Annotated in this window: 23 protein-coding genes; 6 read left to right on the forward strand and 17 right to left on the reverse strand. The window is 71.9% G+C overall.

Annotated features, from left to right (window positions below; all coding sequences use genetic code 11):
• From ACVMLK_RS07275 to ACVMLK_RS07315, 9 genes are all read right to left on the reverse strand, one after another.
• Positions 1 to 1,468, reverse strand: a 1,468-nt coding sequence (locus ACVMLK_RS07275) for an FAD-binding protein (RefSeq protein WP_457486015.1), incomplete at its 3' end; no start/stop codon positions are given.
• Entirely contained in the window at positions 1,465 to 2,148 is a 684-nt protein-coding gene (locus ACVMLK_RS07280; protein WP_457486016.1) for a 4Fe-4S dicluster domain-containing protein, read from the reverse strand. The genes ACVMLK_RS07280 and ACVMLK_RS07275, both read right to left, overlap by 4 nt.
• A 16-nt stretch (positions 2,149 to 2,164) precedes the next feature.
• Complete coding sequence (gene glk / locus ACVMLK_RS07285; protein ID WP_457486017.1) at positions 2,165 to 3,175, reverse strand: glucokinase; 1,011 nt, start codon at positions 3,173 to 3,175, stop codon at positions 2,165 to 2,167.
• A gap of 103 nt (positions 3,176 to 3,278) precedes the next feature.
• Positions 3,279 to 4,745: an amidase gene (locus tag ACVMLK_RS07290; RefSeq protein WP_457486018.1), complete on the reverse strand. Its 1,467-nt coding sequence runs from the start codon at positions 4,743 to 4,745 to the stop codon at positions 3,279 to 3,281.
• Positions 4,746 to 4,850: 105 nt separating this feature from the next.
• Positions 4,851 to 5,678, reverse strand: a complete 828-nt coding sequence (locus ACVMLK_RS07295; RefSeq protein ID WP_457486019.1) for an amidohydrolase family protein — start codon at positions 5,676 to 5,678, stop codon at positions 4,851 to 4,853.
• Positions 5,675 to 6,100, reverse strand: coding sequence for an RbsD/FucU family protein (locus tag ACVMLK_RS07300; protein WP_198366757.1), 426 nt, complete (start codon positions 6,098 to 6,100; stop codon positions 5,675 to 5,677). Before ACVMLK_RS07300 ends, ACVMLK_RS07295 begins: the two co-directional genes overlap by 4 nt.
• Before the next feature lie 23 nt (positions 6,101 to 6,123).
• The gene (locus tag ACVMLK_RS07305) at positions 6,124 to 6,864 is read right to left on the reverse strand and encodes an SDR family NAD(P)-dependent oxidoreductase (protein ID WP_198366758.1); all 741 of its coding nucleotides are present in this window, start codon (positions 6,862 to 6,864) and stop codon (positions 6,124 to 6,126) included.
• 176 nt (positions 6,865 to 7,040) lie between these two features.
• Positions 7,041 to 8,243, reverse strand: coding sequence for an MFS transporter (locus ACVMLK_RS07310; protein ID WP_370592005.1), 1,203 nt, complete (start codon positions 8,241 to 8,243; stop codon positions 7,041 to 7,043).
• Between the two features lie 181 nt (positions 8,244 to 8,424).
• The gene (locus tag ACVMLK_RS07315) at positions 8,425 to 9,222 is read right to left on the reverse strand and encodes an enoyl-CoA hydratase-related protein (RefSeq protein ID WP_422924936.1); all 798 of its coding nucleotides are present in this window, start codon (positions 9,220 to 9,222) and stop codon (positions 8,425 to 8,427) included.
• Positions 9,223 to 9,873: 651 nt separating this feature from the next.
• On the opposite strand from ACVMLK_RS07315, the gene ACVMLK_RS07320 reads away from it, so the two are divergent.
• From ACVMLK_RS07320 to ACVMLK_RS07330, 3 genes are read left to right on the forward strand one after another with little or no spacing between them, the layout of a single operon-like run.
• Positions 9,874 to 11,820 carry a PrkA family serine protein kinase gene (locus ACVMLK_RS07320; RefSeq protein ID WP_198366760.1) on the forward strand — a complete coding sequence of 649 codons (1,947 nt, stop codon included), beginning with the start codon at positions 9,874 to 9,876 and terminating at the stop codon, positions 11,818 to 11,820.
• A gap of 24 nt (positions 11,821 to 11,844) precedes the next feature.
• Entirely contained in the window at positions 11,845 to 13,161 is a 1,317-nt protein-coding gene (locus ACVMLK_RS07325; protein WP_457486020.1) for a YeaH/YhbH family protein, read from the forward strand.
• The gene (locus tag ACVMLK_RS07330; RefSeq protein WP_198366762.1) at positions 13,158 to 14,684 is read left to right on the forward strand and encodes a SpoVR family protein; all 1,527 of its coding nucleotides are present in this window, start codon (positions 13,158 to 13,160) and stop codon (positions 14,682 to 14,684) included. The genes ACVMLK_RS07325 and ACVMLK_RS07330 overlap by 4 nt, the downstream gene beginning before the upstream one ends.
• Positions 14,685 to 14,723: 39 nt before the next feature.
• Here ACVMLK_RS07330 and ACVMLK_RS07335 read toward each other — a convergent pair whose 3' ends face one another.
• The 4 genes from ACVMLK_RS07335 to ACVMLK_RS07350 form a co-directional block, all read right to left on the reverse strand.
• A complete protein-coding gene (locus ACVMLK_RS07335; protein WP_198366763.1) occupies positions 14,724 to 15,671 on the reverse strand; it encodes a sterol desaturase family protein in 948 nt (315 codons plus the stop codon).
• Positions 15,672 to 15,702: 31 nt separating this feature from the next.
• A complete protein-coding gene (locus ACVMLK_RS07340) occupies positions 15,703 to 16,497 on the reverse strand; it encodes a polysaccharide deacetylase family protein (protein ID WP_457486021.1) in 795 nt (264 codons plus the stop codon).
• Positions 16,494 to 17,498, reverse strand: a complete 1,005-nt coding sequence (locus tag ACVMLK_RS07345) for a YncE family protein (protein WP_422924945.1) — start codon at positions 17,496 to 17,498, stop codon at positions 16,494 to 16,496. Before ACVMLK_RS07345 ends, ACVMLK_RS07340 begins: the two co-directional genes overlap by 4 nt.
• A gap of 88 nt (positions 17,499 to 17,586) precedes the next feature.
• Positions 17,587 to 18,150, reverse strand: coding sequence for an NADPH-dependent FMN reductase (locus tag ACVMLK_RS07350; protein WP_198366766.1), 564 nt, complete (start codon positions 18,148 to 18,150; stop codon positions 17,587 to 17,589).
• 185 nt (positions 18,151 to 18,335) lie between these two features.
• On the opposite strand from ACVMLK_RS07350, the gene ACVMLK_RS07355 reads away from it, so the two are divergent.
• Positions 18,336 to 19,451 (forward strand): extracellular catalytic domain type 1 short-chain-length polyhydroxyalkanoate depolymerase, encoded by a 1,116-nt coding sequence (locus ACVMLK_RS07355; protein ID WP_457486022.1) that lies wholly within the window; start codon positions 18,336 to 18,338, stop codon positions 19,449 to 19,451.
• 42 nt (positions 19,452 to 19,493) lie between these two features.
• Here the strand turns inward: ACVMLK_RS07355 and ACVMLK_RS07360 are convergent, their stop codons facing one another.
• Both ACVMLK_RS07360 and ACVMLK_RS07365 read right to left on the reverse strand, forming a co-directional pair.
• Entirely contained in the window at positions 19,494 to 20,654 is a 1,161-nt protein-coding gene (locus ACVMLK_RS07360) for a M20 aminoacylase family protein (protein WP_198366768.1), read from the reverse strand.
• Between the two features lie 23 nt (positions 20,655 to 20,677).
• On the reverse strand, positions 20,678 to 22,270 hold the full coding sequence (locus ACVMLK_RS07365) for an ABC transporter substrate-binding protein (protein WP_457486023.1): 1,593 nt from the start codon (positions 22,268 to 22,270) through the stop codon (positions 20,678 to 20,680).
• 152 nt (positions 22,271 to 22,422) lie between these two features.
• On the opposite strand from ACVMLK_RS07365, the gene ACVMLK_RS07370 reads away from it, so the two are divergent.
• Entirely contained in the window at positions 22,423 to 23,037 is a 615-nt protein-coding gene (locus ACVMLK_RS07370) for a flavin reductase family protein (RefSeq protein WP_422924952.1), read from the forward strand.
• 23 nt (positions 23,038 to 23,060) lie between these two features.
• Here the strand turns inward: ACVMLK_RS07370 and ACVMLK_RS07375 are convergent, their stop codons facing one another.
• Together ACVMLK_RS07375 and ACVMLK_RS07380 are read right to left on the reverse strand one after the other, a co-directional pair.
• Positions 23,061 to 24,734, reverse strand: a complete 1,674-nt coding sequence (locus ACVMLK_RS07375; protein WP_457486024.1) for an alpha-amylase family glycosyl hydrolase — start codon at positions 24,732 to 24,734, stop codon at positions 23,061 to 23,063.
• A 190-nt stretch (positions 24,735 to 24,924) separates the two neighbouring features.
• Entirely contained in the window at positions 24,925 to 25,866 is a 942-nt protein-coding gene (locus ACVMLK_RS07380) for a dihydrodipicolinate synthase family protein (protein ID WP_457486025.1), read from the reverse strand.
• A 130-nt stretch (positions 25,867 to 25,996) separates the two neighbouring features.
• Here ACVMLK_RS07380 and ACVMLK_RS07385 point away from each other — a divergent pair, with 130 nt between their 5' ends.
• A complete protein-coding gene (locus ACVMLK_RS07385) occupies positions 25,997 to 26,992 on the forward strand; it encodes a P1 family peptidase (protein ID WP_198366773.1) in 996 nt (331 codons plus the stop codon).
• The last annotated feature ends 3 nt before the right edge of the window (positions 26,993 to 26,995 follow it).

Below are 26,995 nucleotides of genomic sequence, written 5' to 3' on the forward strand. Positions count from 1 at the left end.
CCGGCGCCCCGGCGGCGGCCGCCGCCCCGGCGCGGCGCCCGAAGGCGACCAGCTCCAGCAGCGCATTGCCCATCATGCGGTTGCGGCCATGCAGCCCGCCCGTCACCTCGCCCGCCGCCAGCAGGCCCGGCAGGGCGGTCCGGCCGGCGCTGTCGATCGCCACGCCACCATTCTGGTAGTGCAGCGTCGGCCGCACCAGGAACGGCTCTCGCGCCGGATCGAAGCCGGCGCGACGCGCGAGGTGCGACAGGGTCAGCAGGCGCTGGCTTAGGATGCCCGGCTGCTCCCGCTCCAGGCTGGGCGTATCGAGGAAGAGGCCGTGCCGGCCGTCGCGCACGACGCCGCGCCCCTCGGCCAGTTCGCGCAGCATGGCGGAAGCCACCACGTCGCGCGGCGCCAGCTCGGCGACGAAACGCTCGCCCCGCGCATTCACCAGCCGCGCCCCCGCCGAGCGCGCCGCCTCGCTGACCAGGGCGCCCTCCATGTGCGGCGGCCAGGCGATGCCGGTCGGGTGGAACTGGAAGCTGTCCGCCTCGCGCAGGCGCGCCCCGGCGCGATAGGCGAGCACCAGCCCGTCCGCCGTGGCGCCATAGTGGTTGGAGGTCGGGAAGCCGGCGAGATGCAGCCGGCCGGCGCCGCCCGTGGCCAGGATGGTGGCGCCGGCGCGGGCCAGCACCAGCCGCCCCTGCTCCAGATCCTGCAGGACGGCGCCGCCGCAGCGGCCCCGGTCGTCGGTCAGCAGCTCCAGCGCCGGATGGCGGTCCAGCAGGGCGATGCCGGGGGTCAGCAGCACCGCCTCGCGCAGCGCCCGCATCATCTCGAGCCCGGTGAAGTCGCGGTAGGAGAGCAGCCGCGCCGCCGTGGCGCCGCCGGGCTTCCGGCGCAGCAGCGTGCCGCCCATGCGCTGCCGCTCGTCGGTCAGGTCGAAGCCCATGCCCTGGCGGATCAGCCAGCGGATGCAATCCGGCCCGTCGCCCACCAGGGCCGCGACCAGCGCCCGGTCGGCGGCGAAATGGCCGGCGCGCAGCGTATCCTCGAAATGCCGCTGCAGACTGTCCTCGGCGCCCACGGCCGCCTGGATGCCGCCCTCGGCCATCACTGTGTTGCCATCGCCCATGCGGAGCTTGGTGGCCAGCAGCACCCGCGCGCCGGCCCGCGCCGCCGTCAGCGCGGCGACGCACCCGGCCCCGCCGCCGCCGAGCACCAGCACGTCGGCATCGAGGATCGGCGCCCCGGCGATGTCGATGTCCTCCAGCAGGGAATCCGCCTCGAGCAGCGCGGCCAGCTCGGGCGGCACGGTCGCCCCGGCATCCGGACCGGCGCGCAGCGGCACCAGCCCGCCGGGGCGATGATCGGGATGGAAGCCCTTCAGCAGTTCCGGCACGGCGAGGGGGCAGGCCCGCTCCGGCGCCGGGGCCGCGGCGGCCCAGGCCCGCATCGCCTCGTCATAGGGCAGGCCGCCGCTCATGTCGGCGGGGCTGCGGGTGGCTGGGCCCCGGGCGCGTCCGGGTCGATCCGCTGGCCGCCGCCCTCGATCTCGTGCAGCCGCTGCATCAGGTCGGCCGGGCGCAGGGTCAGGGCGGCGCTCATCCGGCGGGCGAACTGGCCGAGATGCGCGGGGTCGATATGCTCCGGGCAGGCGGCGACGCAGAGGTTGCACATGACGCAGTGGTCGAAGAGCCCGGCCGCCGCGAAGACCTGGCCCTCGGCGGCCAGGTTGACCATCCGCTGCACCTCGATCCCCTTGGGGCAGGCGCGGTCGCAGCCGCTGCAATGGCGGCAGTGCCGCGCCTCGGGAAAGACGCGATCGATCTGCTCGGGGATGGACCAGCTGTCGCCCAGCGCCTCGAGGTCGTAGGCATGCGGCCGCCGGGCCGGGAAATGATCGATGAAGGCGACCTGCATCCCCTCCTCGGCCACCACCTCGCAGGCCAGGGCGGTGCCGGCGATGCGCTCGCCCGTCCGCCGCACCAGCACCCGGCACGCGCCGCAGACGCCCTGGCCGAGGCAGCCGACATTCTCCGTCAGGGGCAGCCCGGCGCCGATCCAGGCCTGCAGCAGGGAAAGGCCCGCCCGTGCCTCGATGGCGTGCCCGTCGAAGACGAGGCGGACCCCCTTCTCCTCGCCTCCGGTCTCGCTGCCCGGCATCGGCGCGCTCCCTGATCTAGACGTGGCGATGCAGGGCGGCGCCCAGCAGCCCGGTATGCGGGCGCAACACCTGCCCGATCGGGATGGTTTCCAGATAGCCCGAGAAACGACCCTTCGCGGTGAAGCCGCGGATCAGCTCCTCCCTGTCGAGCAGGGGGCCGAGGTTGCGGCAGAGCCCGCCCGTGACATGCACGCCGCCCTCGGTCAGCAGGGTCAGAGCGTAGTTGCCGGCCACCGAGCCCAGCAGGAAGCAGAACAGCCGCACCGCCTCGGCCGAGGTCGGACAGTCGCCGGCGGCGGCGCGGTCCGAGACATCGCGCGGCGTCTCGTAGCGGATGGCGGCGCCGCGGATCTCCGCCAATGACCGCGCCGTCTGCAACAGGCCGGGCCCGGAGACCAGCCGCTCGGCCGAGACATGGCCGCCATGGATCTCCCGCAGCCGCCGCAGCAGCTCGGCCTGCAGCGCGTCCTGCGGCGCGAAGGAGGCGTGGCCCGCCTCGCTCGGCGCCACGCGCCATCCCCGGCCACCGGAGGCCGGGCCGTCGGGCAGCAGGAAGGCGACGCCGAGGCCGGTGCCGGGGCCGATCACCAGCCTCGGCCGCCCGGCCTTCGCCTCGCCCGGCTTCAGCGCGCGGAGATCCTCGCCGCCGAGCGCCGGGATGGCGGTGGCCTGGGCGACGAAGTCGTTGATGACGGCGAGGTCGCGCAGGCCGAGCCGCTCCCGCGCCGCGCGGATCGAGAAACGCCAGGCGCTGTTGGTGAAGGCGACGGTATCGCCCAGCACCGGCGTCGCCACGGCGAAGACGGCATCCCGCACCTTGCGCCCCGCCAGATAGGCCTCGGCCGCCTCGATCAGCCCAGGATGGTCGGCGACCGGCAGCTTGCGCTCCTCCCGCACCTGTCCATCCGGGCCGCAGAGCGCGAAGCGGGCATTGGTGCCGCCGATGTCGCCGACCAGCCGCGGCATCGCATCCGCCGGCGCGCGGGGCTCGGGGGAAGGGCGTCCGGTCGGGGTCGGGCTGTTCATCGGTTCCGCTCCTGGCCGAGGCTTCGGGGAAGGCTTTCCAGCGTTTCCAGCACGTTCGGCGCCGCGGCACAAGGAACCGGCAGGCCCCTCCCCCGCCGGACGCTCATCCGGCGATCATCGGCGGCAGGCGGGTCAGCTCGGGGCAGAGCGTCTCATAGGCCGCCGCCATCCGCAGCACGCCGAGATCGTCGCGCGGCCGGCCGATGATCTGCAGGCCCATCGGCAGGCCCTCGGGCGAGAAGCCGGCAGGCACGCTGATCGCGGGGCAGCCGGCCATGGTGGCGCCGACCACCACTTCCATCCAGCGGTGATAGCTGTCCATGGCGCGGCCCGCGATGGCCTTCGGCCAGTGCTCCCCGGCATCGAAGGGCCAGACCTGGGCCGTCGGCAGCAGCAGGAAATCATGGTGGTGGAACAGGGCCTGCAGCGCCTGGTACCAGGCGCCGCGCGCCACGCCGGCGTCGTAGACGTCGTTCGCGGACAGGCGCAGGCTTCCCTCGATCTCCCAGCGTGCCTCCGGCTTCACCAGGTCGCGCGTCGCTGGGTCCTCGATCAGGCCGCGCTGCTTGCCGCCGATGCTGTGCTGGCGCAGCACCACCCAGGCGCGCCACAGCCGCTCCGGGTCGAAGTCGGGCCGGGCCGCCTCGACCCTGGCGCCGAGCGCCGTGAAGCGCGCGCAGGCCCGCTCGCAGAGCTCGAGGATGCCCGCCTCGAACGGCAGGTGGCCGCCGAGATCGCCCAGCCAGGCGAGGCGGCGGCCGGCGGGGTCGAAGTCCAGCCGGTCCTCGAAGCGGAAGCCGGGATCCTCCAGCGAGAGCGGCACGCGCTCGTCGCGCCCCGCCTGCACCGAGAGCAGCATGGCGAGATCCGCGATGCTGCGCGCCATCGGCCCGTCGGTGGACATCTGGGTGTAGAACGGGTCGGCATTCTCGGCCGGCACGCGGCCCTGCGAGGGACGGAAGCCGAAGACGTTGTTGTAGGCGGCCGGGTTGCGGAGGGAGCCGCCCATGTCGCTGCCATCGGCCACCGGGAGCATGCGCAGGGCCAGGGCCACCGCGGCGCCGCCGCTCGAGCCGCCGGCGATGCGCGAGGGGTCGTAGGCGTTGCGCGTCACGCCGAAGACCGGATTGTAGGTGTTGGAGCCGTAGCCGAACTCCGGCACGTTGGTCTTGCCGATGAGGATCGCGCCGGCGGCCCGCATGCGCGCGACGAAGATGGCGTCCTGCTGGGGCACCTGGTCGCGGTAGAGCGGCGAGCCCAGGGTGGTCCGCAGCCCGCGGGTGGCCGCCAGGTCCTTGATCGCCTGCGGCAGGCCGTGCAGCGGCCCCACCGCCGTCCCCGCCGCCACGGCACGGTCGGCCGCCTCGGCCTCGGCCAGCAGCTCCTCTTCCGGGCGCAGCGAGACGATGGCGTTGCAGACCGGGTTCACCGCCGCGACATGGCCGAGGCAGGCGCGCATCAGCTCGACCGCGGAGATCTCGCGCGCGCGGATCATCCGTGCCAGGGGCACGGCACCCAGCCGCAGCAGTTCAGGCAGGGCGACCGGGGCAGGGGAAGCGGGAGCGGTCATGGCGCGGCGCGGGGCCTCCATCGGCGGGGCGGGAGCGCGCAGGGTGGGCCGGATCGGGCCGGCTGGCCAGAGGGGGGACCTCGCCGGCCACACGGCCCGGCCGTGTCAGCCCAGGCCGTAGAAGCGGCGCGCGTTGCCGCCCAGCACGGCGGCGCGCTCGGCCCCGGTGCATCGCGCCAGCAGCCTGGAGGTGACGTCCTGCCAGGCGGGATAGCTCCCCGCCAGTTCCAGCACCGGCCAGTCGCTGCCCCAGATCATCCGCTCCGGCCCGAAGCAGGCCAGCATATGCCGGGCCCAGGGCTCCAGCTCCTGCTCCGTCCAGGCCGGCGCGGCCTCGGTCACCAGCCCGGAGAGCTTGCAATGGACCGAGGGCATGGCGGCGGCGGCGGCCAGCCGGCTGGCCCAGGGATGCCAGCATCCCTCGCGGATCGGTGGCTTGGCGCCATGGTCGATCACCATCGGCAGATCCGGGTGGCGCCGTGCCAGGACCGGCACGAGGCCGAGCTGGTCGGCGCGCAACAGCAGGTCCAGGCGCAGCCCGTGCCGCGCCATCGCCTCCAGCCCGGGCCGCACCTCCGGCCGCAGGATCCAGTCGGCCTCTGGGAGGTCCTGCAGCATCGGCCGCAGCCCTTTCAGCCACGGATCGGCGGCCAGGGCGGCGATGCGCGCCGGCGCCCCGGGCGCGGCAAGGTCGGTCCAGCCCACCACGCCGCGCACCAGCCCGCCGGAGCCGCGCGCCACCTCCAGCAGGAAGGCGGTCTCGGCCTCGGTGGCATCGGCCTGGACCAGCACGGTGGTGTCGACGGGGCCGAGCTGAGGCCGCAGATCCTCCAGCCCGTAGTCGCGATGGATCGGCAGCTCGGGCCGCAGCCAGCCATAGCCGCCGCGCGACAGGCGCCAGACATGGTGGTGGGCATCGACCCAGCCGCTCATGGCGCGATGACGCCCTTGGTCAGCAGGATGTTGCCGTAGAGCCGCCGCTCGCCGGTCTGCAGGATGGCGAAGGCCGCGCCCGCCTGCTCGTAGAAGGCGAAGCGCTCGATGGCCACGGGCGGCGGCGCGCCGGCCTCGGCCAGGACGGCGGCGAAGGCCTGGACCGCCTCGGGCCGCGCCGCCGGATCGCCCACCACGGCCATGACCCGCACCGGGTCGTCGATGAAGTCGTCGATCGGCAGGACGGTCAGGATGGCGCGCAGCACGGCATCGGCCTCGAGGCCGGGGAAGCGCAGCAGGCGGCGCGCCCGGGCGGCGGCGGGGAAGTTGGCGTCGGCCAGGACCAGCGTGTCGCCATGGCCCATGGCGGCCAGGACCCGCAGCAGCTCCGGCGTCAGATAGGGATGGAGTCCCTTGAGCATGCGCGACCTTCCGCCTGCGTGGCTCAGACGTGCTGGCCGCCGTTGATGTGGATCTCCGCCCCGTTCACGTAGGAGGAGGCGGCGGAGCAGAGGAAGAGGATGGTCTCGGCCACCTCCTCCGCCCGGCCGAGGCGGCGCATCGGGATCTGCCGCTCGACGATCTCCTCGGTGCCCGGGGAAAGGATCGCGGTGTCGATCTCGCCGGGCGCGATGGCGTTCACCCGGATGCCATGGGCGCCGAATTCATGCGCCATCTCCCGCGTCAGCGCCGCCAGCGCCGCCTTCGAGCAGGCATAGGCCGCGCCGGCGAAGGGATGCACGCGGGAGCCGACGATGGAGGTGACGTTGACGATGCTGCCACCGGCCGCCTTCAGCTCCGGGAAGAGCCCGCGGGCCAGGGCGGCGGTGGAGAAGAGGTTGACGTTGAAGACCGAGGTCCAGACGGCATGGTCGCTGTCCAGCGCGCCAAGCCGCGCGCCGCCCGGCCCCTTGGGGGAAATGCCGGCATTGTTGACCAGGGCATGCAGCCGGCCGCCCGGCAGGCGCTCGCGCACCTCGGCGATCAGCGCCTGCACCTGGTCGGGGTTGGACAGGTCGGCCTGGATATGGCCCCAGCGCGCGCCCGGCCAGCGACATTCCTCCGAGAAGGGCTGCCGCGAGACGCTGAGGATGCGCCAGCCCTCGCTCTGGAACCGCTTGACCGTGGCATGGCCGATGCCGCGGCTGGCGCCGGTCAGCAGCATGATCCTGGGGGTATCGCCCATCGCGCGCAATCCTTGGGGGGCCGCGCCGTCGCGGCCGGGTGTGGCAGTCGTGCCGGTCCCGTGGGCCAGGCCCGCCGGGCGGAGGACGCCGCCGCCATGCTGACGCGGATCGCGCCCGCGGGAAAGGGCGCCCGGAAGCCGGGGCCCCGCTACCGGGCTCTCGCTACCGGGCCCCGCTACCGGGGCCGCCGCTCCGTGGCGAAGATCAGCAGCGCCATCACGGCAAGGCCGGCACCGGTCAGCACGGTCGCCCACCAGCCGCCATGGGTGAAGGTGAAGGCGCCGAGCCAGGAGCCCGCCGCGCCGCAAAGGAACACCACCGTCATGTAGCCGGCGTTCAGCCGGCTCCGCGCCTCGGCGGCCAGGCTGTAGATCACCCGCTGGCCGGCCACCTGATTGGTCTGGGTCGCGGCATCGAGCAGCACGGCGACGACGGCCAGGCCCAGCAGCCAGCCGGCCGCCGCCATCCAGCCGGCGGCCAGGAAGCCCAGCAGCAGCCCCAGCAGGGCGAGGCCGGTGGCCTGCCAGACCAGGCCCCGGTCGGCCAGCCGCCCGGCCAGTGGCGCGGCGAGCGCGCCCCCCGCCCCGGCCAGGGCGAAGAGGGCGATGCCGCGCTGGTCCAGGCCGAAGCGCCCGGCCAGGAGCAGCGGCACGGCCGTCCAGAACAGGTTGAACATGGCGAAGACCAGGCCCTGATAGGCGGCCCGGCGCTGCAGCACCCGCTGCCGGGCCAGCAGATGCAGCGTCGAGACCAGGATCTGGCCATAGTGCAGGCCGCTGCGCGGAGACCGACGCGGCAGGATGCGCCAGAGCATCGCCAGGATCACCAGCATCAGTCCGGCCGAGAACCAGAAGATGGCGCGCCAGCCGAAGCCGGCCGCCGCCATATTGGCCGCCGGCCGGGCCAGCATGATGCCGCCGATCAGCCCGCCCATGATATTGCCGATGACCCGGCCCCGGTTCCGCTCCTCGGCGAGGTGCGCGGCGAGCGGGATCAGCACCTGCGCGCCCACGGCGCAGAAGCCCACCACGAAGGAGGCGGCGAGGAAACCGGCGGCCGAGCCCGATACGGCGATGCCCGCCAGCCCCAGGCCGGTGCCGCCCACGGTGAGCAGGATCAGCCGGCGATTCTCCACCAGGTCGCCGAGCGAGGCCAGCAGGAGCAGCCCGGCGCCATAGCCCAGCTGCGTCACGGTGACGGTGAGGCCGGCGAGGCTGTCGGGCAGCCTCAGGGCCGGACCGATCAGCCCGATCAGCGCCTGGGCGTAGTAGAGGTTGGCCACCATGGCGCCGCAGGCCAGGGCGAAGACCAGGACCATGGCGCCGTCCATCCCCTGGCCGAGGCGCGCCTCGGCCCTCTCCTGACCGCTCGCCGTCACGTCGGCCGCCGCGCGGCGCCGTCCGTCGGGAAGGCGTGCCGCCGCGCCGGTCGCGGCAGGTGTGGCGATGGACAGGGCATGAGCGTCTCGGAGCCGGGAGCGGGGAGCAGGGGCATTGTGCGACGCGATATAGGGGCGGCCGGTGGCCGGCAAACCGTCCCTCCCCCGCTGCCGCCGCGGCTCAGCCCCGCGTCCAGGCGGGCGGGCGCTTCTCGCGGAAGGCGGCGATGCCCTCCTCGGCCTCCCCGGCCGCGGCGCGGGCGAAGGCCTGCGCCGCGGTCTCCGCATAGGCCGGGGGGGAGACCGGGCCCAGGGCGGCGATCAGCCGCTTGGTCTCCGCCAGCGCCCCGGGCGCGCCCTGCAGCAGCTCCGCGATCACCTCGGCCACGCGCCGGTCGAGCGCGGCGGCATCCTCTACCGCCTCATGCACCAGCCCCGCCCGCGCCGCGGCGCCGGCATCGAGGACGCCCGCCTGCAACACCAGGCGCGTGGCGGCGCTCCGGCCCATGCGGCGCACCAGCCAGGGCAGGATCTGTCCCGGCACCAGGCCACGCCGCACCTCGGGCGCGGCGAAGCGGGCGGAGGCGTCGGCCAGGGCGATGTCGGCGGCGCAGACGAAGCCCAGGCCTCCCGCATAGACCGAGCCTTCCACCTGGGCGATGACCACCTGCGGCAGGGCGGCGAGCGCCTCGAAGCAGGCGCCGATGCTGCGGTTGCGTTCGAGCTGCGCCGCCAGCTTGGCGTCGGTGGCCTCCGCCGCCCCCACCTCGCCCAGATCCAGCCCGGCGCAGAAATGGCCACCCGCGCCGCTGACCACGACGATGCGCGCGCCCGCATCCCGCCGCAGCGACTCCAGCGCCTCGCGCAGCCGGGCGATGAGGTCCGCGCTCAGCGCGTTGCGCCGCGCCGGACGGTTCAGCACCAGCCGGACGACGGCGCCCTGGCGCCGGACCAGCAATGGCGTGTCCTGCTCCTGCATCCTCTCTCCCTTCCTCCCGTTCGATCGTGCGTTTCCGGGATGATGTCCCGGCTTTCTGCCACGACGATGTAACATCTGTCGCGCCCATGGGAATCTCATGGCACGCTTTCCGCCGATGGCGTCCCGTGCGGGACCGGCGATCCCGCCGAACCGCCGGATGCCTCTCGAGTGATGCGATTGAAGGCTTCATGCGGCACGGACATCCCATTCCGCGAGCACCCCGCCAGGGGTGAGGATGGCGGCCGGCCGGCCGGCCCAAGAGGCCGTATTGGCTGGTCAGGGGCGCCGCGCGCTTGCGGCATTCCATTTCCGACCCAGATTCTTTTCCAGGGTTCGGTACGCCGCCCGGCCGGCGTGGTGCCGAAGGCACAGGTTGAACGAATTTTGCCGAATTACACCTTTTCGTGTGCAGCATGACAGATTTGCGGATTACGCTGCACTGCGGAAGCCGGCCCGGGTCTTCCCCTCCCGGCGCGAAGGCGCCGCCGGCGGAGACGGGACGCGAGGGCCATGCCAGGGCCGGAGGCCGGAGGAATCGGAGGCGAGGCGGCGTCGCCGCCCGGCTCCCGGAAACGCTGAACGAGCACGCTGACGGGCGGCGCGATCAAGACCACCGCCGCCCGGACCACCGCGAAGGTAGGAGCGAGACAAATGGGACATGCTGACGACCTCTTCCGCCTCCACGCCTCCCTGCAAGCGGACCGCCGCGAGCAGGACATGTCCCTGGCGGAGTGGCTGAAAGCGTGCCGTGACGACCCCAGCCTCTATGCCTCGGCGCCCGAGCGGATGCTGAAGGCCATCGGCGAGCCGCAGCTCGTCGACACCGCGCGCGACGCGCGGCTCGGCCGCATCTTCATGAACCGGACCATGCGGCTCTACCCGGCCTTCAGCGAGTTCCACGGCATGGAGGACACGATCGAGCGTATCGTGGCGTATTTCCGCCATGCCGCGCAGGGGCTGGAGGAGCGCAAGCAGATCCTCTACCTGCTCGGCCCGGTCGGCGGCGGCAAGTCCTCGCTGGGCGAGCGGCTGAAGGCGCTGATGGAGGAGCAGCCGATCTATGTGCTGAAGGCCGGCCACGCGCTCAGCCCGGTCTTCGAGAGCCCGCTCGGCCTCTTCGACCCCGAGCGCATGGGCGCCATGCTGGAGGGCGATTACGGCATCCCGCGCCGCCGCCTCTCGGGCATCGCCTCGCCCTGGGCGATCAAGCGGCTCGACGAGTTCGACGGCGACATCTCGCGTTTCCGCGTGGTCAAGCTCTACCCCTCCCGCCTGCGGCAGATCGCCATCGCCAAGGTCGAGCCTGGCGACGAGAACAACCAGGACATCTCCTCCCTCGTCGGCAAGGTCGATATCCGCAAGCTGGAGCAGTTCAGCCAGAACGACTCGGACGCCTATGCCTATTCCGGCGGCCTGAACCGGGCGAATCAGGGGCTCCTCGAATTCGTCGAGATGTTCAAGGCGCCGATCAAGATGCTGCACCCGCTGCTGACGGCGACGCAGGAGAACAACTACGTCGGCACGGAAAGCATCGGCTCCATTCCCTTCACCGGCATCGTGCTCGCTCATTCCAACGAGGCCGAGTGGCAGAGCTTCAAGAACAACCGCACCAACGAGGCCTTCATCGACCGCGTCTGCGTCGTCAAGGTGCCGTACTGCCTGCGCGCGACCGAGGAGGCGCGGATCTACGACAAGCTGATCCGCGGCTCCGAGCTGGCCCGCGCGCCCTGCGCCCCGCACACGCTGGAGATGCTGTCCCGCTTCTCCGTCCTCTCGCGCCTGAAGCCGCACGAGAACAGCACCATCTTCGCCAAGCTGCGTGTCTATGACGGCGAGAACATCAAGGAGACCGACCCCAAGGCGCGTACCATGCAGGAGTACCGCGACGCCGCGGGCGTGGACGAGGGCATGGAGGGCATCTCCACCCGCTTCGCCTTCAAGGTGCTCTCGGCCGCCTTCAACCACGATCCCTCCGAGGTCTCGGCCGATCCGGTGCACCTGATGTATGTGCTGGAGCAGGCGGTGAAGCGCGAGCAGTTCCCCGATGATGTGGAGCGGCAGTACCTCGCCTTCATCAAGGGCGAGCTGGCGCCGCGCTACGCCGAGTTCATCGGTCACGAGATCCAGAAGGCCTATCTGGAAAGCTACCACGACTACGGCCAGAACCTCTTCGACCGCTACGTGGATTACGCGGATGCCTGGATCGAGGACCAGGACTTCAAGGACCCCGACACCGGTCAGCTGATGAGCCGCGACCTGCTGAACCAGGAGCTGACCAAGATCGAGAAGCCCGCCGGGATCGCCAATCCGAAGGACTTCCGCAACGAGGTGGTCAAGTTCGCGCTGCGCGCCCGCGCCAACCATGGCGGCCGCAACCCGTCCTGGACCTCCTATGAGAAGCTGCGGGAGGTGATCGAGAAGCGCATGTTCAGCCAGGTGGAGGATCTGCTGCCGGTGATCTCCTTCGGCTCCAAGAAGGATGGGGACACCGAGCGGAAGCATGACGAATTCGTCAGCCGGATGGTCGCGCGCGGCTATACCGAGCGCCAGGTCCGCCGCCTGGTCGAATGGTACATGCGCGTGAAGCAGTCGGCCTGAGGCCACCAGAGGGAGGCGTCCGACTTGGACATCATCGACCGACGGCCCAACCCCCACGGCAAGAGCCTCGAGAACCGGGTCCGCGTGCTCAACCGGGCCAAGGCGGCCGTGACCCGCGCGGCCCAGGCGGCTATCGCCGCGCGCTCGCTGCGGGATGCGGGCAAGGGCGAGGACGGGCGCGGCGAGGCGGTGACCGTTCCGGCCAGGACGCTGGCCGAGCCAGGCTTCCACACGGTCTTCAGCGGCGGCGCGCGCGAGCATGTCCTGCCCGGCAACAAGAGTTTTTCCACCGGCGACCGCATCCCCCGCCCGCCGGGCGGCGGCGGCGGGGGTGGTGGCAGCGGTCCCGGCGCCGGCCAGGGCGATGGCGAGGACAGCTTCCGCTTCCTGCTGACCCGTGACGAGTTCCTCGACCTGTTCTTCGACGATCTCGAACTGCCCGATCTGGTGAAGCGCCAGATCAAGGACATGGAGAAGCCCGCCCCGTCCCGCGCCGGCTTCACCGTCTCCGGCAATCCGGCCCAGCTCGACCTCGGCCGCACCATGCGCCAGTCGCTCGCCCGCCGCATCGGGCTGCGCCGCCCAAAGCCGGCTGAGGCGGAGGCGCTGGAGGCGGAGATCGAGACCCTGGAGGCGAGCGGCGCCGATCCCGCCCGACTGGAAGCGGCCAGGCTGGAGCTGGAGGAGGTGATGCGGCGGCGTGGCCGGGTGCCCTTCATCGACCCGATCGACATCCGCTACCGCAATTTCGAGCAGGTGCCCCGCCCCTCCTCCAAGGCGGTGATGTTCTGCCTGATGGACGTGTCCGGCTCGATGACCGAGCCGATGAAGGAGATGGCCAAGCGCTTCTTCCTGCTGCTGAACGTCTTCCTGGAGCGGCGCTACAAGCGCGTCGACCTGGTCTTCATCCGCCACACCGAGACGGCGCAGGAGGTGGACGAGGATGCCTTCTTCCACGATCCGCGCACCGGCGGTACGGTGGTCTCCTCGGCGCTGACGGAGATGATCCGTATCCAGCGCGAGCGCTACCCGGCCACGGAATGGAATATCTACGGCGCCCAGGCCTCGGACGGCGACAACCATCCGAGCGACACGGGCCACGCCGTCGCCCTGCTGGAGGCCGAGATCCTGCCGGCCGTGCAGCACTACGCCTATATCGAGATCGGCACGCCCGAGGCGCTGCTGCACCGCACCAGCGACCTCTGGCGCGGCTATGCCGGGCTGGCGGCGCGGGCCGAGCGGCTGGCGCTGCGCCGCGTCTCGGAACAGCGCGACATCTTCCCGGTCTTCCGCAGCCTCTTCTCGCGCGGCGAGGCCCGGGCGAGGGAGCGCGCGCCATGAGCGGGGATGGGCTGCTGTTCGAGGGCGCGGACTGGGATTTCGGCACGCTGCGCCGCATTCATGACGCCGCCGAGGAGATCGCCGAGAAGGAGCTTGGCCTCTCGGTCCATCCGAACCGGATCGAGGTCATTACCGCCGAGCAGATGCTCGATGCCTATGCCTCGAACGGCATGCCGCTGATGTACCAGCACTGGTCCTTCGGCAAGCGTTTCATGCAGCACGAGGGCCTGTACCGGAAGGGCCTGCAGGGCCTGGCCTATGAGATCGTCATCAACAGCAGGCCCTGCATCAGCTATCTGATGGAGGAGAACAGCGCCACGATGCAGGCGCTGGTCATCTCCCACGCCGCCTTCGGCCACAACCACTTCTTCCGGAACAACCGGCTGTTCCAGGAATGGACCGATCCCTCCGGCATCCTGGACTATCTGGAATTCGCCCGCGGCTTCATCGCCCGCTGCGAGGAACGCCACGGCCGCGCCGCGGTGGAGCGGATCCTGGATGCCGCCCATGCCCTCTCGGCGCAGGGCGTGCATCACCCGACCGCCGGCAAGCCGCTCGACCTCAAGGCGGAGGAGAAGCGCGAGCGCGAGCGCCGGGAGCATGACGAGCGGGTCTTCAACGATCTCTGGCGCACCCTGCCGCAGACCGGCGCTGCCCCCGCCGCGGCCGACCCGGTCGCCGAGCGGCAGCGGCGGCTGCGCCTGCCAGAGGAGAGCCTGCTCTACTTCCTGGAGAAGTTCGGCCCCCGCCTGGCGCCCTGGCAGCGGGAGATCCTGCGCATCGTCCGGCTGATCTCGCAGTACTTCCACCCGCAGCGCCAGACCAAGGTGATGAACGAGGGCTGCGCCACCTGGACGCACTACTACATCATGAACCGGTTCCATCAGCAGGGCCGGATCCATGACGGGCATTTCCTGGAGTTCCTGTCCTCCCACGCCAATGTGCTGACGCAGCCGGATTTCGACGATCCGCGCTTCGGCGGCTTCAATCCCTATGCGCTGGGCTTCGCGGTGATGCGCGACATCGAGCGCATCTGTACCGAGCCGACGGCGGAGGACCGGCGCTGGTTCCCCGACTTCGCCGGCAACCGGGACCCCTTCGGCACCCTGCGCCACGCCTGGTCCGAATACCGGGACGAGAGCTTCCTGCTGCAGTACCTCTCGCCCAAGGTCATCCGCGACTTCCGGCTGTTCCGCCTGCGTGACGAGCATGCCCGCCCGCATCTGACGGTCGATGCCATCCATGACGAGGAGGGCTATCGCCAGATCCGCCGCTCCCTCGCCGGCACCTACGAGATCGGCCGCATGGCGCCCGAGATCCTGGTCGTGGATGTCGACCTCGGCGGCGACCGGCGGCTGATGCTGGAGCACCGCACCCAGTCGGGCCATCTGCTGGTGGAGAACGACGCACGGGTGACGCTGGAGCTGCTGGCCTCGCTCTGGGGCTATGAGGTCAGCCTGGCGGAGGTGGACGCGGCGACCGGCCGCATCCTGCGCCAGCACCGGGTGGGACCTTCCGCCTGAGGGGGTCCGCTCGGCCAAAGGTGCCTGCCCCGGCGGGTGTCAGCTCCGGCCGAACAGCGCCGCGCCCATGCGGCGCAGCCCCACGGCCTGTTGCCGCAGCCATCCGCCCGTCGCCATCTCCTCCGGCAGATCCGGGTCCCCGGTGCGCGGGAAAACATCGCGCCGGAAGTCGGCGGTGCCGAAGATCCAGTCCCAGACCGGCAGCAGCACGGCGAAGTTCCTGCCCGACTCGCCCGAGCCCAGCACGCCGTGATGCAGCCGGTGGAAGCGCGGCGAGACCAGCAGACGCTCGCCGACCCGGCCGAAGGAGAGGCGGACATTGGCGTGGCTCATCGCCTCCGCCAAGCGCAGCACCACGACGACGATGGGAAACTGCCCCGGCGGCACGCCGATCAGCAGGGCGATGCCGCCGAACCAGACGGCGCCGATCACGTCGTCCAGGATGTGGTTGCGATCATCCGTCCAGAAGGTCATCTGCCGCTGCGCGTGATGGATGGCATGCAGCGCCCACCACCAGCCGAACATGTGCTGGAAGCGGTGCCGCCAGTACTCCCCGAAGTCCAGCACGACGATGTAGACGCCGAGCGCCAGCAGCGGCCATTCGCGCAGGATGGGGAACAGCGTCTCCAGCGTCGGCGGCACCCAGCCGCTCTCGGCCACCAGGCCGGACAGCCGGGCGCCGAGCGACGAGAAGGCGACGAAGGCGATCAGCGGCAGCAGGCCCAGCCGCGTCAGCAGGGTGTAGAGGATATCGGTGCGGATGCTGCGGCGGTCGGCGCGTGGCTCCACGGGTTGCCAGGCCTCCAGCGGGCGACAGACCGCGTAGATGATCACCACCTGGAGCAGGCCGAAGAGGGCGAAGTTGATCCAGTCGAAGGCGTCCTCGGCCCATTCCATCAGGCCCGCGGCATAGAGCGCGGGCTGCACGAGGGTCTCGAAGATCCAGCCGTTCAGGCCATCCCAGGCATCCCGCAGCGCATCCAGCATGCCCCGCCCTCCCCTCGCTCCGGTGACGCTGTCATATACCCTGCGGCGGCAGCGGCGCGAAGCAGAAGCCCCGGGCCAGCAGCCCCGTCAGCAGATCCTCGAAGACCTGGCCGAAGGGCTCCCGCCGGCTGCGGACCCCCCAATGCATCAGCAGGACCTCGCCGTCGCGGATCTGCCTCAGGGCCTGGGCCAGCAGCGCGGCATTCGGGCTGCGGGCGCTGTCCAGCTCGTCGCCGAGGAAGCCCCGCGCCGTCCACCCCTGGTGCCGCAGTCCGCAGGCGGCCGCGAGGCGGAGCGCGTTGGGGGAGGTACGGCCGCCGGGGGCGCGCCAGAGCGGCAGGATGCGCGCCTCGGGCGCGATGGCGCGCAGCGCATCCATCGGCCGCGCCAGCTCGGCGCAGAACCCGGCCTGATCCAGCGTCTCGCTGCCCTCGCCCCGGCGCGACGCGTAACGCACCAGGCCGGGCCCGGGGTCGGTGCCGAGATACCAGTGGCGCCAGGTATGGCTGGCGAAGGCATGGCCCTCGGCGACCCGCGCCCGCCAGAATCCGGCCCAGCCCGGCCCCAGCGTCCGATCGCCGCGAAAATCCGGCTCATGGGCCAGGAAGAGGGTGGCACGGACCTCGTGGCGGCGCATCGCCGCGGCGATCATCTCGGCCTCGCGCCCCCATCCCGTGTCGATCGTCAGGTAGAGGGTGCCGGCGCGGCACTGCGGCAGGGCGGGCCGCGCCAGGGACTGTCCGGCGGCGGGGCGGGCGGCGGGGCCGGCGGCCATTCCCAGCGCCGCCAGCAGCGACCGGCGGCCGGGCATGACGGGCGGGGTCACGGGGTGGGGGCGGCCGGCCTGTCGCCCGCCGTGCCGCCGCTGCCCGCATAGAGGATGCCATGCGGCGAGCGGCCCACGCGCTGCGTCTCCATCCGGCCGGTTTCCGGGTCGACGATGCCGATGCGGCCCTGCCAGCGCAGCGTCACCCAGAGCCGCCCCTGCGGATCGATGCTGATGCAGTCCGGCCCACCCGGGATCTTCCAGCTCCGCGTCACCGCCAGCGTCTGCGGATCGAGGAGGGTGATGCGGCTGTCCACCCGGCTGGTGACGTAGATCGGGCCGCCATTCGGCGCCGGGAACAGCGCATGGGCACCCCGCGCGATGGTGATGGTGCGCTCGACGCTCCGTGTCTCGGGATCGATCACGGCGATGTGGTCGCTGCCCATGATGCCGACCAGCAGCCGGCCGTTGTGCCAGATGATGCCGGCGGGCTCCGGCCCGACATCCAGGCTCCAGAGCGGCTCCAGCGTCTCCAGGCTGACCGCGGCGATATTGCCGGTGCCCTGGAGCGTCACATAGACCACCTTGCCGTCCGGGCTGTAGGCGAGGTGGCTCGGCATGTCGGGCATGTTCAGCCGCTTCACCAGCTCCAGCGCCTCGCCAGTCCAGCGGTAGATGTCCACCTGATCGCGGCGCAGGCTGGTGATGGTCAGGATCTGCCCGTCCGGGCTGAAGCCCAGATGATAGGGATTGGACAGGGCCTCGCGCCGCAGCACCTCGCCGGTGCCCGGATCGATGAACAGCATCTCGTTCGCGCCGGAGTCGCCCACCATCAGCAACCGGCCGTCCGGCGTCAGGGAAAGATGGTGCACCTCCCGCAGGACGGGGATACGGCGCCGCTCCGCCCGCGTCTCGGCATCCAGCACCTGGATGGTGGCGTCCCCGGAGTTCAGCACATAGACCAGCCCGGCGGCGCGGACGGGATGCGCCGCGGCCGACAGGGCCAGCAGCAGCGCCAGCGCCCAGGAGCGCGAAGGGCGGAAAGGGCGGAAGGGGCGCATCGGGCTCACTCGCGTCGGGGCGGCCGGGCCGGGCCGGCGCGGCCACGGCCTTGTACCATCCCTGCCGCGCTCCGAGCCAGCCCGGGGCTTAGCGGCCGCCGAACCGGTCGACGAAGCCCGCGAAGGCGGCGAGCTGCGCCTTGACGAAATCCCGCGTCGCCGCGTCGGTCAGCTCTCCCTCGGCGGAGAACTTCGCCTGGGCCGAGGCCACCATGATCTCGGGCTTGTTGAGCACCAGCGCGTCCAGGAAGACCAGGACCTGGCGCAGATGATACTGCGCCCGCACCCCGCCGAGCACGCTCATCGAGGCGGACTGAATGGCCACGGGCTTGCCCGCGAAGGGCGCGGGCTGCAGGCGGGAGAGCCAGTCTATGGCGTTCTTCAGCACGCCGGGCACCGAGTAGTTGTATTCCGGCGTCACGAAGATCACGCCATCGGCCTGGCGCACCGCCTCGCCCAGGGCGGTGACCGGAGCCGGAAAGCCCGCCCCCTGGACATCCGCATTGTAGGACGGGATCTCGTCCAGGCCGGGCGAGGCGACGATCCGCAGGCCCTCCGGCGCCAGGGCCGGCAGGGCACGCGCCAGCGCGGCGTTGTAGGACCCGCTCCGCAGGCTGCCGCAGATCGTGAGGATGGTCCTGGACTGGGGCATGGAAGCCTCCTGACTGTGCTGCGTCGCAGCTAACCGGCGCTGGTCCGCGGCTGTCAACCTCGGCTCAAAGAGCCTTGTTGCAGAAGTTTAATACCAAGGCATCGGTTTCAGCGTGGAGTATGCTGCATTGCAACATGATGCGCGCCCCCCACATGTAACCCGCCACCACCCGCACGGGAGCGACGATGCCGGACGTCCTGCATGGCCTGGATGAAATGATACGGCTGCGGCAACGCTGGACCCGGCTGATGACAGGAAACTCGGAGGCGCCGCTCCGGGACCCGGCCGGCACCGAAGCCACGGCCGATCGTCTCACCGAGGTCACGGCCTTCGGCGGCAATCCCGGCGCCTTGCGGATGCTGCGCTTCCTGCCGCCGGACCTGCCCCGCGGCGCGCCCCTGGTCGTGGCCCTGCACGGATGCACCCAGAGCGCGGCCGGCTTCGACCACGGCTGCGGCTGGTCCGACCTTGCCGGCCAGGTCGGCTTCGGCCTGCTGATGCCGGAGCAGCGGCGGGAGAACAACGGCAATCTCTGCTTCAACTGGTTCGAGCCCGAGGACACCCGGCGCGATTCGGGGGAGGCCCTCTCCATCCGACAAATGATCGGCTGGATGCTGGAGCATGACGGGCTGGATCCGCGGCGGGTCTTCATCGCGGGCCTTTCCGCGGGCGGCGCGATGACCTCGGTCATGCTGGCCACCTACCCGGAGGTCTTCTCGGGCGGGGCGATCCTCGCCGGCCTGCCCTATGGTGCGGCCAGCACGGTGCCCCAGGCTTTCGAGGCCATGTTCCAGGCACCGCAACGCAGTGCCGGCGAGCGGGGCGACTCGGTGCGCGCCGCCTCGCGGCACCAGGGCCCCTGGCCCCGTGTCTCGGTCTGGCAGGGCGAAGCCGATGCCACGGTCCGCCCGGGCAATGCGGAGGAGGTGCTGAAGCAGTGGCTCGATCTGCACGGGCTGGAGATCGGGCACCCCACCCTCCAGGAGGCGCGACCGGGCGAGACCTACCGCGCCTGGGGCAGGGGGGAGGACCGCCCGCTGGTGGAGATCCACAGCATCCCCGCCATGGAGCATGGGGTGCCGCTGCATGCCGGGACGGGCGAGAGGCGCGCCGGCAGCGCCGGGCCCTTCCTGCTGGATGTCGGGCTCTCCTCGCCCCACGCCATCCTGGACTTCTGGGGGCTGGGAGAACCGCCGCAACGGCGCTTCGCCGTCGATCGCAACGGCGAGGCGTGGGAGGTGCACGGCTTCAGCCCCGCCAGCCTGCTCGACAAGGCGCTCCGGATCGTCGGGCTGCGCTGAGGCGGAACCCGATCCGATGGAAGGCCCGGCGCGGGCTCCACCTCAGCCGCGCAGGCTGCGCTCGACGATCCGTGCATAGAGCGAGGCGCCGTAGGGGATCGCCTCGTCGTTGAAGTTGTAGTGCGGATTGTGCGCCGCCGCCCCCGGGCCGTTGCCGACATGAATATAGGCGCCCGGCGCCTTCTCCAGCATGAAGCTGAAATCCTCCGAACCCATCACCGGGTCGCGGTCGCGCTTGACAGCCTCCTCGCCCACCAGCTCCGCGGCCGCATCGGCCAGCGCCGTCGTCGCCTCCGGGTCGTTGTTGAGGGGCGCGAAGATCAGCCGGAAGTCGAGCTCCGCCCGGGCGCCGAAGCCGGTCGCGACACCTTCCGCCACGCGGCGCATCGCGGCCTGGATCTGCTCGGCCACCTCCTGCCGGAAGAAGCGGGCGGTGCCGGAAAGCACGGCGCTCTGCGGGATCACGTTGTAGGCATCGCCACCCGTCACCCGGGTGACGCTCACCACCGCCGTGTCGCGCGGGGAGAGGTTGCGCGCGACGATGGATTGCAGCGCCGTCGCGATATGGCAGGCGGTCAGCACGGGATCGATGCTGGCTTCGGGACGCGCGCCGTGCGAGCCCTTGCCGTGCACGGTGATGTCGAAGAAGGCGCCGCCCGCCATGAAGGGGCCGGAACCGATCGCGTAGCGGCCGACATCCAGGCCGGTCGCGTTGTGCATGCCGTAGAGGGTGTCGCAGGGGAAGCGGTCCAGCAGCCCGTCCTGCAGCATCGCCAGAGCGCCGCCGCAGCCCTCCTCGCCCGGCTGGAAGATCAGGTTGACCGTGCCGTGGAAGTCGCGCGTCTCGGCCAGGTACTTCGCGGCACCCAGCAGCATGGCGGTGTGGCCGTCATGGCCGCAGGCATGCATGCGGCCCGGCGCCTCGCTGGCATAGGGCAGGCCGGTCAGTTCCTGCATCGGCAGGGCGTCCATGTCGGCGCGCAGCCCCACCGCCCGGTTCCCCTGCCCCGCCCGCAGCACGCCGACCACGCCGGTGCCGCCGACACCGCGATGCACCTCGTCGACGCCATACTCCTCCAGCTTGCGCGCCACGATCTCCGCCGTGCGCCGCTCCTCCATGCCCAGCTCCGGATGCCGGTGCAGATCCTGGCGGATGGCGGTCAACTCATCCTGATAGCGGCGGATATGGTCGAGTACGGGCATGGCGGGATTCCTGTGGCGCGAGGTCAGGCGCGCCGGATGTTCCAGAAGACGAAAAGGCCTTCGACCAGGTCGGTCAGATGACTGCGATAGGCCGTCTTGTAGAAGTACTGGCCGAGCGGCAGGAAGGGAACCTCACGCATCGTCACGGCCTGGATCTCCCTGGCGATGCCCTGCTGCGCGGCGAGGTCGGGCGCCTCCAGCCACGCTTCGCGCAGCTCCTCCAGGCGCGGGATGTCGGGCCAGCCGAAATAGCCGCGCGCGCCCCCGGCGCGCAGCACCTGCGTCACGACCGGATTGATCATGTCGAGCCCGGACCAGGTGGTGTTGAACATCGACCATCCGCCCTGGCCCGGCGGCGCCTTGCTGGCCCGGCGCTGCACCAGGGTGCCCCAGTCCATCACCTCGAACTGCACGTTCATGCCGAGGCGCTTCAGCAGGTCGTTGCAGACCTCGCCCAGCGCGGCCAGCACCGGCTGGTCCGACGGCGCCATCAGCACCACGCGCTCGCCGTTGTAGCCTCCCTCGGCCAGGGCCTTGCGGGAGCGCTCCAGCCCCGGCGGCGTACCGAAGACATCGAGCGAAGCGCGCGTCGCCATCGGCGTCTCGGGCGTGAAGACACCGACCGGCGCGCGCCACAGCGCCGGGTCGGTCCCGGCGGCGGCGATCATGAAGTCCTGCTGGTTGATGGCGCCCAGCACGGCGCGGCGCACCGCCGGCTTGTCGAAGGGCGGATGCAAATGGTTGAAGATGCCGGTGCCAAGCGTGCCGAGCGGTGTCGAGACCTGGGTGCGGATGTTGCGGTTGCGCTCCAGGATCGGCAGCAGGTCGTTGGTCGGGTTCTCCCACCAGTCCACCTCGCCATTCGTCAGGGCGGAGGTGGCGGTGCCGGGATCGGGCATGACGTGCCATTCCACCCGGTCGAAATGCACCCGCTTCGGCCCCGCCGCCCAGGACGGGGTGCCCGCCTCGCGCGGGCGGTAGCGATCGAACCGCTCATAGACCACACGGGCGCCGACGACGCGCTCATCCGCCTTCCATCGGAAGGGCCCGGAGCCGACGATCTCGGTGACGGCGGTGCTGGCATCGGCGCTGGCCAGCCGCTCCGGCATGATCAGCAGGGCCGGCGGGCCGACCTTGGCCAGGGTGTCGAGCATGGCGCCATAGGGGCGCTTGAGGCGGATGACGAAGCTGCGGTCGTCGGGCGCCGACATCTCGTCGGTGCGCGCCATCAGCGCCTGGCCGAGCGAATCCCGCTGCGCCCAGCGCCGGATCGAGGCGACGCAGTCGCGGCCGCGCACCGGCTCGCCATCGTGGAACAGCAGCCCCTCGCGCAGGCGGAAGGTCCAGCGGCGCCCGTCCTCCTCGACGCTGTGCCCCTCGACCATCTGCGGCTGCGGGCGCAGCTGCGCGTCGAGCCCGTAGAGCTGGTCGTAGATCATCAGCCCGTGCGTGCGGGTGATATAGGCGGTGGTCAGCACCGGATCGGTGACCGTCAGGTCGGCCTGGGGAACATATCTCAGCAACCGCGCCGAGGCGGGCTGGCTCAAGGCCGGGCGCGGCAGGGAGGCCGCGACGGCGGTGGCTGCGGCACCGGCGAGAAGGCTGCGACGGTCCATGAAGGCTCCTGTCTCCGGGGGCGGTCGGCCCGAGGGGCCGGGGCCGCCAGGAAACACCCTGCCGGCCCGCCCGACAAGGCGGAGGTCCTCGACAGGCCGCCGATCCCCTGGCTTGCTGCGCCCGGACGACCCCGCCGGAAGGAGCCGATGCCATGGACGACACCTACTTCTACGACCCGCGCCAGGGCCACGGCCTGCCGCACGACCCATTCAAGGCGATCCTGGCGCCGCGGCCGATCGGCTGGATCAGCACGGTCGATGCCGAGGGCCGGGTCAATCTCGCCCCCTACAGCTTTTTCAACGGCTTCCACACCAATCCGCCGGTGGTGGCCTTCGGTAGCGAGGGCCGCAAGGACAGCCTCCGCAATGTCGAGGCCACCGGCGAGTTCGTCTGCAACTTCGCCAGCCGCGCCCTGGCCGGGGCGATGAACGAGACCTGCGCCCCCCTGCCGCCCGGCGAGAACGAGATGATCCGCGCCGGGCTGGAGGCCGCGCCCTCGAGCCGGGTGGCCCCGCCACGCGTCGCCCTCGCCCCGGCGGCGCTGGAATGCAAGCTGCTGCAGGTGCTGCAGCTGCGGGATGTCGAGGGCCGCCTGCTCGACGGCTTCATGGCGATCGGTCAGGTGGTGGGCGTGCATATCCGCCGGGAGTACCTCCGGGACGGCCGGTTCGACACGGCCGCCGCGCAGCCGGTCGCCCGTTGCGGCTATCGCGGCGACTATGCCGAGGTCACGCATCTCTTCGAGATGCTGCGACCGACCGCCTGAGCCGACGCGGGCTGAGCCGACCTTCAGGCGCGGATCAGGCGCGCCGCCCGCCGCGGCACGGTCCGGTCGCTGGTCTCCAGCTCCGCCAGCACCACGCCGAAGGGCGCCAGCAGGGCGGTATCGCCCTGGATGCGGCCACCGAGGCCCGCCGCCTCCGGCAGCATCCTCGCCCCGCCCGGCATCGGCAGCACCGTCGAGGCGGCTTCGCCGGAGAGGTTGAACAGGGCCAGGATGCGCTGCCCGGCATAATCCCGCACCAGCCCCGCCAGGGGCCGCGGCAGGTCGAGCGGCCGCAGGCTGCCGCGCACCAGCGCCGGATGCGCGCGGCGCAGGCGCAGCAGGCGCCGCCAGACCCGCAGAAGGCTGCCCTCCTCGGCCTCCTGCCGGTCGACCGCCAGGGCATGGTGCCCGGCCGGCACCGGCAGCCAGGGCTGGCCGGTGGTGAAGCCGGCCTGCGGCGCCGCCGCCCGCCAGGGCATGGGCGTGCGGCTGCCGTCGCGGCCACGGAATTCCGGCCAGTAGGACAGGCCGAAGGGGTCGCGGAGCTGCTCCAGGGTCAGCTCCGCCTCGGTCAGGCCCAGCTCCTCGCCCTGGTAGAGGCAGACACTGCCGCGCAGGGACAGCAGCAGCGCGGCGAGCAGCCGGGCGAAGCGCGGATCGGGTGCCGCCGGCCGGTCGGGATTCCAGCGGCTGACGGCGCGCTCGACATCGTGGTTGGAGAAGGACCAGCAGGGCCAGCCCTCCTCGCCCTCCCCGGCCGATTCGCGCAGCAGATCGCGCACCGTCGCGTGGTCGAAGCCGCCGCGCAGCGGGCGCAGCGTATAGGCCATGTGGAGATGGTCCTCGCCCGCGCTGTAGCGGCGGACGCGGGCGAAGGCGCCGTCCTGGCTGGAGACCTCGCCCAGCGTCGTGGTGCCGGGATAGCGGTCGGTCAGGGCGCGGATGCGGCGCAGGATCGGCATGATGGATGCATCCATCATGTCGTGCCGGTGCTCCTGCAGGCCGAAGAGCTTGGCGGGCACCTGTCCGTCGGCGGGGGGCCGGGCGGGGTTGCCGCGCAGCGCCGGGTCGTGCGCCAGGAAGTCGATGGCATCGAGACGGAAGCCGTCCACCCCGCGCCGGAGCCAGAACTCACCCACCGCCAGCACCGCCTCGAGCGCCGCCGGATTGGCCAGATTGAGGGCGGGCTGGGAGGAGAGGAAGTGATGCAGGTAGTACTGCCGTCGTCGCGGTTCCCAGCTCCAGGCGGCGCCGCCGAACACGCTCAGCCAGTTGTTGGGCGGGGTGCCGTCGGGGCTCGGATCGGCCCAGACATACCAGTCCGCCTCCGGCGCGTCGCGGCGCGCGCGGCTGCGCTGGAACCAGGGATGCTGGTCCGAGGTATGGCCGCCCACCAGATCCAGCAGCACCTTCAGCCCGCGCGCATGGGCCTGGCGCAGCAGCTCGTCGAAATCCGCCAGCGTGCCGAACTGCGGATCGACGGCCAGATGGTCGGCGATGTCATAGCCGAAATCCCGCCCCGGCGAGGCGTAGAAGGGGCAGATCCAGACCGCGTCCACGCCCAGGCGGGCGATATGGTCCAGCCGGGCGGTGATGCCCGGCAGGTCGCCCACCCCGTCGCCGTTGCTGTCGGCGAAGCTGCGCGGATAGACCTGATAGAGAACCGCGCCACGCCACCAGTCCGCGCCTGCGACCATTGCCTGCTCCCCTTCCTGTCCGGCGGCGCCCTGGCTCGCCCAGCATCACTCGCGATTTCGTGATGACAGGCGTAACACAGGATCAACCGACGTGCAGAAGGGATCAGCGCCTCGCGGCAGAGATGTGCCCGGACTGTGGCTTGGCTGTGACAGGCGCAGGGGGGCACGGTGTCCGCGCCCCCCTTTGGGCTCAGACCGGGACCAGCTTGCCGGCGCGCGCATCCGTCTGGGCGAGGCGGACCAGGAGATACTCGACCTCGGCCTTCGCCTTCGGACTGATCGGCGCGCCGGGCTTGCGCTGCGCGTCGGAGGCGATGATGCCGCGCCGCGCCATCAGGTACTTGCGGATGCCGAGGCCGACGCCGGGCTGCTGCTCGTAGCGCAGCAGCGGCAGGTGGGCGTCGAACAGGTCATGCGCCGCGTTGCGCTGGCCCTCGGCCTGCAGCCGCACCAGATCGACCAGCATGTCGGGGAAGGCGTAGCCGGTCATGGCGCCGTCGGCGCCGCGCTCCACCTCGAAGTCGAGGAACATCCCGCCATTGCCGCAGAGGATCGAGACCGGACGCATCGAGCCGTCCGCCTGGAAGCCCCGCAGCGTCGAGATCTTCTCGAGGCCCGGCCAGTCCTCGTGCTTCAGCATGACGCAGGAGGGATTGTCCTGCACGATGCGGCGGATCACGCCGGGCGTCATCACCACCGAGAAGGTCAGGGGGAAGTCCTGGATGACGAAGGGGACGTCCTCGCCGATCGCCTCCACCGCCTGGCGGTAGTAGGTGACGATCTGGTCGTCGGTCCGCAGCGTGTTGGGAGGCGCGATCATCACCCCGGCGGCGCCGGCATCCATCGCGCCGCGCGCCAGGCCCCGCATCGCCGCGAAGCCGGGCGCGGAGACACCGACGATCACCGGCAGGCCCTCGGCGCGCCGCACGAAGCGGGTGGCCAGTTCCAGCCCCTCGGCGCCGTCCAGCTTCGGCGCCTCGCCCATCACGCCGAGCACCGTCATGCCGGTGCTGCCGACCTCGCGATAGAAGTCGGTCATGCGGTCCACGGAGGCGTAGTCGATGCGGCCCCCGGCATCGAAGGGCGTGGGCGCGATGGGATAGACGCCCCGTGCGGTGTGATCGAGCGGCATGATGAATCCTCCGGCCTATGCTCGCCCTGCTTTAGCGAAGAAGCCGCGCGCCGCAAACCGCTCAAGCCAGGGTTCCGGCAGGCCTGCGCGCCGGCTTGGCGGGGCGGGTGGCCTCGGGCATCCTCGCCGCATGTGCGCCCTGAACCTGCTGACCGACATCCCGGGCGTGAGCGTCGGCCATGCCACCGACCTGCGCCTCGGCTCCGGCGTCACCGCCATCCTGTTCGACGAGCCGGCGGTCGCCGCGGCCCGCGTCTCCGGCGGCGCGCCCGGCTCGCGCGACGTGGCGCTGCTGAGCACGGAGGCCTCGATGGAGCGGGTGGACGGCTTCGTCCTCTCCGGCGGCTCGACCTTCGGGCTGGACGCGGCGGGCGGCGTGCAGGCGGCGCTGCGCGAGGCCGGGCGTGGCCAGCGCTTCGCCGGCGCCCTCATCCCGCTGGCGCCGCAGGCCATCCTCTTCGACCTCGTCAATGGCGGCGACAAGGACTGGGGCCGGCTCAGCCCCTATCTGGAGATGGGCTACCAGGCGGCGCGCGCGGCGCGGCCCGGCGCCTTCGCGCTGGGCACGGTGGGAGCCGGCACCGGCGCGACCACGGCCACCGTCAAGGGCGGGCTCGGCTCGGCCAGCGCCCTCGCGCCCGACGGCACACGGGTCGGCGCCATCGTCGCGGTGAACGCGGTGGGCAATCCGCTGGTGGGCGACGGCCCCTGGTTCTGGGCCGCGCCCTTCGAGCAGGGTGACGAGTTCGGCGGGCTGGGCCTGCCGCCGCGCCTCTCCCCGGGCCAGCTGGCGCCACGGCTGAAGGGCGGCACCGGCACGGCCACGACCATCGGCGCCATCGTCACCGATGCCACGCTCACCAAGGCGCAGCTGCACCGGCTGGCCGTCATGGCGGATGACGGGCTGGCGCGCGCCCTGCTGCCGGCCCATGGGCCGAATGACGGCGACACGGTCTTCGCGGCCGCCACGGGGGCGCGCCCGGCGGGCAATCTCACCGTGCTGGGCCAGGTGGCGACGGCGGTGATGGCCCGCGCCATCGCCCGCGGCGTCCATGCCGCCGCCGCCCTGCCCTATCCCGGCGCCCTGCCGGCCTGGGCGGACAGGTTCGCCGGGCATGGGCGCTGAGGG

The organism is Teichococcus aerofrigidensis (genome assembly GCF_054073225.1).